The 7,634-nt window shown below is 48.8% G+C and carries 7 protein-coding genes and 2 pseudogenes; 3 read left to right on the forward strand and 6 right to left on the reverse strand.

Annotated features, from left to right (window positions below):
• Nucleotides 1-128: 128 nt before the first annotated feature.
• The 3 genes from radA to NFS22_RS12800 form a co-directional block, all read right to left on the reverse strand.
• The gene (gene radA, locus NFS22_RS12790) at nt 129-1,499 is read right to left on the reverse strand and encodes a DNA repair protein RadA (protein ID WP_251318150.1); all 1,371 of its coding nucleotides are present in this window, start codon (nt 1,497-1,499) and stop codon (nt 129-131) included.
• 57 nt (nt 1,500-1,556) lie between these two features.
• Nucleotides 1,557-1,808, reverse strand: a complete 252-nt coding sequence (locus NFS22_RS12795; protein WP_251318151.1) for a hypothetical protein — start codon at nt 1,806-1,808, stop codon at nt 1,557-1,559.
• A gap of 61 nt (nt 1,809-1,869) precedes the next feature.
• Entirely contained in the window at nt 1,870-2,568 is a 699-nt protein-coding gene (locus NFS22_RS12800) for an N-acetylmuramoyl-L-alanine amidase (RefSeq protein ID WP_251318152.1), read from the reverse strand.
• A gap of 146 nt (nt 2,569-2,714) precedes the next feature.
• On the opposite strand from NFS22_RS12800, the gene NFS22_RS24090 reads away from it, so the two are divergent.
• On the forward strand, nt 2,715-3,221 hold the full coding sequence (locus NFS22_RS24090) for a spore coat protein CotJB (RefSeq protein WP_420908865.1): 507 nt from the start codon (nt 2,715-2,717) through the stop codon (nt 3,219-3,221).
• Nucleotides 3,222-3,632 (forward strand): annotated as a pseudogene (locus tag NFS22_RS12815) (manganese catalase family protein); the annotation flags it as partial.
• Between the two features lie 193 nt (nt 3,633-3,825).
• Here NFS22_RS12815 and NFS22_RS12820 read toward each other — a convergent pair.
• From NFS22_RS12820 to NFS22_RS12830, 3 genes are all read right to left on the reverse strand, one after another.
• A complete protein-coding gene (locus NFS22_RS12820; protein ID WP_251318153.1) occupies nt 3,826-4,503 on the reverse strand; it encodes a S24 family peptidase in 678 nt (225 codons plus the stop codon).
• Between the two features lie 78 nt (nt 4,504-4,581).
• Nucleotides 4,582-6,267 carry a recombinase family protein gene (locus tag NFS22_RS12825; protein WP_251318154.1) on the reverse strand — a complete coding sequence of 562 codons (1,686 nt, stop codon included), beginning with the start codon at nt 6,265-6,267 and terminating at the stop codon, nt 4,582-4,584.
• 241 nt (nt 6,268-6,508) lie between these two features.
• Nucleotides 6,509-6,700 (reverse strand): PHP domain-containing protein, encoded by a 192-nt coding sequence (locus tag NFS22_RS12830; protein WP_251318155.1) that lies wholly within the window; start codon nt 6,698-6,700, stop codon nt 6,509-6,511.
• Between the two features lie 255 nt (nt 6,701-6,955).
• On the opposite strand from NFS22_RS12830, the pseudogene NFS22_RS12835 reads away from it, so the two are divergent.
• Nucleotides 6,956-7,558 (forward strand): annotated as a pseudogene (locus tag NFS22_RS12835) (MerR family transcriptional regulator); the annotation flags it as partial.
• Nucleotides 7,559-7,634 lie beyond the last annotated feature (76 nt).

The raw sequence follows: 7,634 nt of genomic DNA on the forward strand, positions 1-7,634 counted from the left end.
GTATGAGCCTCATCGCATGCACCGACCCCTGTGTATACCAAAAGGATGGCTACTGTTCCCTGTCCCGAGCTGCGTCCACCGGAGAGCTCGGGCGGTCCAAATGCGTCAATTTTGTGCCGGCGAGACCTTCACAGCAGTGCGGCCATAGCTTCCCGGATGTTGGCCACACGGATCAGCTCCAACCCCTCGGGGACAGCTAACTTTCCCTGTATTCTCTTGGGAATCAGGCATTTGGTAAAGCCCAGACGCCGAACCTCTGCCAGCCTCTGTCCCAGGGCACTGGCCGCACGCAGCTCACCGGTAAGCCCCACTTCTCCTATGGCGGCCAGATCATGGGGAACGGTTTTATCACGAAAGCTGGAAGCTAACGCCATAATGGCGGCCAGGTCGGCGGCGGGTTCCTCCAAATACAGGCCGCCAATAACGTTAATGTAGGCGTCGCAGCTGCCCACCATCAATCCTCCCCGCTTCTCCAGCACCGCAAGCAGCAGCATGGAGCGGTTGTATTCAAAGCCGTTGCTCACCCGTCTGGGGTTGCCCAGGCTGGAGGGAACCACCAGGGCTTGGATTTCTGCCAGCACTGGTCTGGCCCCCTCCATGACACAGGTGACGCAGGTGCCTGGAGTGCCGGTGGGGCGGCCTGCCAGCATGGCCTCAGAGGGGTTGGGCACCTCGGTAAGCCCGCCGTCCTCCATTTCAAAAACGCCAATCTCATTGGTGGCGCCGAAGCGGTTCTTGGCCGCCCGGAGAATACGATAGGCCATGTGCCGCTCCCCCTCAAAGTAGAGCACACAGTCTACCATGTGCTCCAGCACCTTGGGACCGGCGATAGATCCCTCCTTGTTTACATGCCCGATGACAAAAATCGTGATGCCCTCCCCTTTTGCCAGCTGCATCAGTGTTAAGGTACATTCCTTTACTTGGCTTACACTGCCCGGGGCAGAGGTCACATCCCCGTGGTAAAGTGTTTGGATGGAGTCCACAATGAGCACATCAGGTTGGAGCTGGTGAACGGCGTCCACCATATTTTCCAGATTGGTCTCCGCCAGCAGATACAGCCCCTCTCCCTTGACATTCAAACGCTCTGCCCGCAGCTTAATCTGCCGCTCGGACTCCTCACCGGATACATACAGCACCTTGGCAAAGCGGCACAGATTATCGCAGATTTGCAGCATCAAGGTGGATTTTCCAATGCCTGGTGCGCCTCCTACCAGCACCAGAGACCCCTGAACCGCACCTCCGCCCAGTACCCGGTCCAGCTCTCCCATACCGGTGGCAAAGCGCAGTTCATCCGTGGTCTCAATCTCTTTCATAGGCTTGGGACGTTTGATCGCCACCCCCACACTGGAGCCTCCCTTCACTGGGGCTGTCCGCTTGGCGGGCTTCTCCGCCGGCTGCTCCACAATGGTGTTCCAGGCCTTGCAGGCCGGGCACTGTCCCTGCCACTTGGGCAGCTCGTTTCCGCACTCCGTGCAATAAAATAGGGTTTTTGCCTTCATGCTTGTTCTCCTTTGTCTACATATAAAATAACAGCCAACTACTTGATAAACTGGAGCTTAATGATGTAACTCATAATAAATTTTTTTAGCACAGTCCATAAACATATCCGGTGAGTTGTTATCATTAAATTGCTTATTCAATACTTCCGCAATTATCCATGCGATTCCTTGCACGGTTAATGATTCAGTGACTTTAACGGCAATCTCTTTGGATTCCTCATCAAATTCATCCCCTGGAGCATGATTTGCCAACAAATTTAAGTAATCCAGTTCGTCAATATATTTTTTGATAATAAAATATTTGTCCATTCTAAACTGCCTCTGCAAATCCAATTTGTGGTTCTGATTTTATCACAGAACTCCCTTGGATTCAAGAGGATGTCAGCCAAGAGGCGGCTATGACAGCGGACAGCTTACGCTGGTAGTCCTCGTCCCGAAGGAGAGCCTCCTCCTCCGGATTGGTGAGGAAGCCGCACTCAATCAGAATCGCGGGACAGGTGATGTGGTTCATAATATAAACTGTATCGGGTATCTGCTTTACAGCCCGCTCATTATCTGGCTGCAGGGCAGTTTTTATGCTGTTCTGGAAGTGCTCCGCCAATGACTGTGAGCCCTCTGTAGGGGCGTAAAAGACATGAGTTCCGTGGTATTGGCTGCCTGGGTAGGTGTTCTGATGAATGCTCAAAAGGGTTCCACCCTCCACATTTTCAACAACCGTTACCCGGTTTTTCAGGTCGGACCGTTTCTTTTCCCGGAGCGTGTTGGCGTTGTCGTCGTGAAGAGAAATATCCTCCTCCCGAAGCAGAATGGGGTCCACCCCATACAGCCCCAATACGTCCCGCAGCTTTAGCACAATGGCCAGGTTGATCTGGCTCTCCGGGGCCCCGGTGATGGACACTGCGCCGCCATCCTCCCCTCCGTGGCCAGCGTCCAGCACCAGCGGCCCCGTCCGTTGAAGTGTCTCCAGCTCCATCACTGGTTCCATCATCCCATTCAGCCGGCCCAAAGTCAGCGCAAGCAGAACTACTGTCCCAACCAGCGCTCCGGCCAACAGAATCCCTCTCTTCAATACGACCACCTCCTTTTTATCCTATGGGGTGAGCCAGTCCTGTATGCGTGTACCTATTGGCGTCCCAATTCATAGAATGGTCTGAGGGGGACGCAGTGCGCTCCCCGCGCCCGTCCTCCTGTATTGAATGAAGGAGGGAATTTCCCTTGTTGATCGAAAATAACGGCTCCCGTACTGCCGCAAGAAACACGACAGCGACAACGTCCACAACTGCTGCGCAGACCAGCTGTCCGGATACCAACGGCACTATGCCGTCCTGCGCAGGGCTGGCGGTGCCTTATGTGCCTTTTCAGCAGAATAATCCTCAAAAATACGCCCAGTCCGAGGCGCTGAGCAACGGCACCCTCTTCCCCGGACTGAACCTGCCTTTCCATCTGGCAGTGGATGGCTCCACCCTGCCCTCTACCCCGCTGGCTGAGCTTCAGGCCCTGGAGTTTGTAGTGCTGGAATTAAAACTCTATCTGGACACTCACAAAGATGACACCGAGGCATTTAACCTATTCAAGCAGTTCTCCGCTATGGAGAAAGCGGCCAGAGCGGCCTATGAGTCCAAGTATGGTCCCATCACAGCGCAGAGTGCCGCTGCCGGTGACAGCTACCAATGGCTGTCTGATCCCTGGCCCTGGAATTTCGGGCAAAATGAGGTGAAATAAATGTTCCATTATGAGAAAAAACTGCAATTTCCGGTAAAGATTACCACACCCAACCCCAAATTAGCCGCATTTATCATCAGTCAGTATGGCGGCCCGGACGGCGAGCTGGGCGCCTCTATGCGCTATCTGTCCCAGCGGTACTCCATGCCCTATGCCGAGGCCAAAGGATTGCTGACTGATATAGGTACCGAGGAGCTGGGCCATATGGAGATGGTCGCTGCCATCGTCCATCAGCTGACTCGGAACCTCACTGACGAGGAAATTCAGGCCAATCCTGCTTTTGCCTCCTACTTCGTGGACCACACAACCGGGGTCTACCCCACCGCCGCTTCCGGATTTCCCTGGAGCGCCGCCTCTATCCAATCCACTGGCGATGTCATTGCCGATTTGACAGAGGACCTGGCAGCAGATGGGGCGATTTTGTAAGGACAACGTGGCTGGAAACCGTTGAAAACACTGGATTTTGGGTGGTACAAGCCTTTTTCGGCTGCGTTTTTGTAAGGACAACCTGTTAAAATTTTCGATGGGACAAGCTGTTTCCAACTCGACCGTAGCCAAGAGCAAAATAGACTGCTAGAAAGTAAGACCTCCTAGCAGTCATTTATCACATTACACTGATTACTTTTCCTTGAATACTGCAAACCATATCTTGACGAATTTCAATTGTCTTATACTCATTAGCGGTGTTATCAGGAACTAGTGTTATTTTCCCATCCACTTTAGTAAATCTTTTACACATAGAATTTCCATTGATATTGAAAATTCCAATCTCATCGTGTTCTAACTGGTCAACACGTTTTATTAAGACAATGCTTCCATCAAGGATTGTAGGCTCCATACTTTTTCCAGAAATCTTAACCGCATAGTCAGCATCTGGATTATCAACTGAATATTCACTAAATGATGCTTCGTCACTTCCAATATATAATCCATCTCCAGCACAAGCAGACATATCATATAACGGAATTACTCTAAGCTTCCTTGATCTAGGCTCCTCTTCATGTGTAGAAATAATTTCTTCAACTTCACCAAACTCATGTTCTATACATGATACTATTTCTGATAACCACTGAAAAATATAGTTGCCTTTCCTCAAAGGATCATCTGTTACTCGATTTTGAATTTCAATCAATGTTGTTTTTTCATTTCCTTTGTAAATACCTAAGTAGAATTGTAATGCATCGAATTTCAAGTCGTTTCCATTAATTCTAAAGACAATTTCCTCATTTTCTTGAAGCACATATTCATTATTAACGTAATTAAAGATAAGTAACCTTCTCATATCGTTTCCACCTCTTTCGTAAGATTGCGTTTTATTAGGAAAACACACTGCCAAAGGGATTTTATGCTTTGGCGGGGGTCAGCCCGCCTCGGCGGTGTCAGTGGTGTTGATTTCAATGTACTCGGCAATCCGGCGGAACTCGTCCGCAAACTTAAAATGAACGCTGATATTGCCGTTTTCGTAAACCTTGATATGGTCTACCAGCTCAATCAGAATTTCGCGGGTCAGCTTTTCGATGTTCTGATATTTCGCAAAGGCTACCAGCGCGGGATGCTGCTGGTCAACGCCGTTTGAAAGCTGTTTCCGTTCAGCCGTCAGCCGGGCCAGCAAATCCGAGAGCCCAGCGGCCTGCCGCTCATAATCGGCTTTCATTTCCCGGTATTCCTGCTGGGAGATTTCCCCGTCTTTCCAGTCTTGATACAGTGACTGCTTGTAGCGGGTGATTTTCGTCAATTCCTTTTCCTTTGCGGCAATCTGGTCGTTAAGGCGGTGGGATTGACTTTTTTTCAGCGGGGCCGCATTGATACGGGCTACTATTTCCGAATAGGAAACGGCGGTACTCACTTGATACTGGATAGCGAACAGAACAGCGGCCTCCAGACGGTTGTGTTTGATAGAGTGCATGGTGCAGGCTGTCCGGGAGCGTTTCTTGTAAGTGGAGCAGGAATAATAAACATTCTTCCCGCTCTGGCTCCGGGTCACAGCCTTGCCGCAGTCAGCGCACCTCAGAAAACCGCTGAATAAATGGAGCTCCCGCTTTTTAGGGGCCGTCCGGGTGTCACGTTTCAGAAGTTCCTGCACCCGTTCAAAGGTTTCGTGGGTGATGATGGCCTCGTGGGTATCGGGGACGCGCACCCATTCTTCCTCCGGCACAGCCTCAATCTGGTGTACCTTGTAGCTTTTCACCCGGCGGCGGCCTTGTACTAAATCCCCGGTGTAAATAGGATTTCTGAGAATATCCGTTATAATCTTGTTCCCCCACATGGGAGCGTCCGATATAGCCGGGGAGTAGGGCAGGCCCTTTAGCTTTCTGTATGCTGTGGGGCTGGGTATGCCGTGGTCGTTCAGATACATCACAATTTGAAGTTTGGCCGTACCTTGCAGGCACAGCTCGTAAATCTTCTTGACGATTTCAGCGGCTTCCGGGTCAACGATTAGCTGGTGCTTGTCTTTGGGGTCTTTTATGTAGCCGTAGGGAGCAAAAGAGCCGATGTACTGGCCGTTGCGCCGCTTATAATCAAAAACCTGCCGGATTTTCTTTGAGGTCTGATAACAATACTGGTCATTCATCACGTTTGTTATCGGAACGATGATGCTGTTCACGCTGTCCGGGTTTAGGTAGCTATCCACGCCCTCGGCCAAGCTGATAAAGCGGACGCCCATCTGCACAAAAAGGTTATCAATCAGACTTCCAGCATCGCTATAATTCCGGGCGAAACGGGAAAGGTCTTTCACCACAACGCAGTTGATTTTCCCGCTCATCACATCCCCTAAAAGTCGCTGGAAACTTTCACGCTCCGTATCGGTTCCCGTGTGGCCGTCATCCACATACTCGGTGTAGCTTTCAAATTCTTCCGCATGGTTGAAGTGAAAATCATTGAGAATGTCGCGCTGGTTTTTCACGCTGTTGCTATCGTCAAGCCCCCGGTTGATTTTCTGTAAATCCTCTCGGGAAAGCCGGATGTAGCCGCCCATTTTCCAAAGCCGGGCTGTATAGGTAGGGGCCAAAGTCTGCTGATACCCTCTGTTTTTTGTTCGTGCCATTGTTCCTCCTTCCCTATCACATTACACTTAAGACCGCCATTTTTTATATGGATTTCTTCAATGGGCAGTATTTCAAAAAAGGATGTCCGAATGTCGTGTGCATTTTGAAAACACTCATAAAATTCTTCAAAAAAATCCAAACATGGATAAGGTTCCAATTTCCATAAATGCCTTAAATCTTCTCGCCCCGCAATTTGGATAGAACATGGAACAAACTTCATCAATTCTTTGTAATATGCTTTCATATGTCATATGAAAAAGCATCATGATCTGTAAGTGCACAAATATTAACTTGGTTCTCATTGAGTTTTTGAACTAATATTGGGATATTCTCTTTTGTGTTATTCTTAACCTTTTTCCCGTCTTTATGAGCAGAAATGCAGGAATGAATGTGGAGATCAATTTTCATACCATGCTCAACAATATTGTTCAAAATTACCCACCCTCTTATGTTGTTGCAAAATGTAGATATTCGATTTCTTTCAGTATACCATATATTGTTCAATTTTTCCACACCATTCTGCAAATATTTTCTAACGGCAGCCTTTCAATTACAGTTTTAGCATAGGATAATCGGTATAAGGGATGAATTATCTTGTAGGTTTAAATCAGACAAGTTATAATAACTCTCCATATTGCCACCAGACTTTAGAAATGATGTATAATAGTGTGACAGGGGGTGAATAACTTGGCCACATACAAAACAGCTGAGGTTGCAGCAATAATTGGAGTACACCCAAACACCGTCCGCCTTTACGAAAAATGGGGACTAATTCCAGCGGCAAAGCGGCAGGAAAACGGCTATCGTATTTTTACAGCTTTTCACATTCAACAATTCTGGCTGGCTCGAACTGCTTTCCAAATTGAGGTGTTGCAGGGCGGTCTAAGAAAAAAGATTGTAGAGGTTGTGAAGTTATCAGCCCAGGGCAATTTTGATGGGGCGATCCTGCTCACACGAGAATATATTACTGATTTAAGAAAAGAGCGCAACCATGCGGAGGAGGCTATCTGCATTGTTCAGCATATTCTGGCTGGGGACAGCCCAGACACTCCTGTTTTCTTGAAACGGAAAGAAACCTCTGATTTCCTGGGTATCTCAATGGACACGCTGCGGAATTGGGAAATGAATGGGCTGTTGACGATCAAGCGAAAACAGAATGGGTATCGTGTCTACTCGTAACAGGATATAAAGCGGCTAAAGATCATTCGCTCCCTGCGGTGTGCAAATTACTCCCTGGAGGCAATTTTGCGGATGCTCCAGCAGCTCTCCAAAAATCCGAACGCCGATATTAATACTAATCACTCATAAATTATTTTAAAATTGGGACAGGAAATGGTATACTGAAACAGGGTGATAAAATGTACCG

Origin of the sequence: Flintibacter muris (assembly GCF_943192995.1) — a bacterium.
Taxonomy (GTDB): domain Bacteria; phylum Bacillota; class Clostridia; order Oscillospirales; family Oscillospiraceae; genus Lawsonibacter; species Lawsonibacter muris.

What these genes read in the sequence shown, in the direction of transcription:
- NFS22_RS12820 (WP_251318153.1), bottom strand. Translation starts at nt 4,503, where the DNA reads ATGAGAAGGTTACTTATCTTTAATTACGTTAATAATGAATATGTGCTT.
- NFS22_RS12795 (WP_251318151.1), bottom strand. Translation starts at nt 1,808, where the DNA reads ATGGACAAATATTTTATTATCAAAAAATATATTGACGAACTGGATTAC.
- radA (WP_251318150.1), bottom strand. Translation starts at nt 1,499, where the DNA reads ATGAAGGCAAAAACCCTATTTTATTGCACGGAGTGCGGAAACGAGCTG.
- NFS22_RS12825 (WP_251318154.1), bottom strand. Translation starts at nt 6,267, where the DNA reads ATGGCACGAACAAAAAACAGAGGGTATCAGCAGACTTTGGCCCCTACC.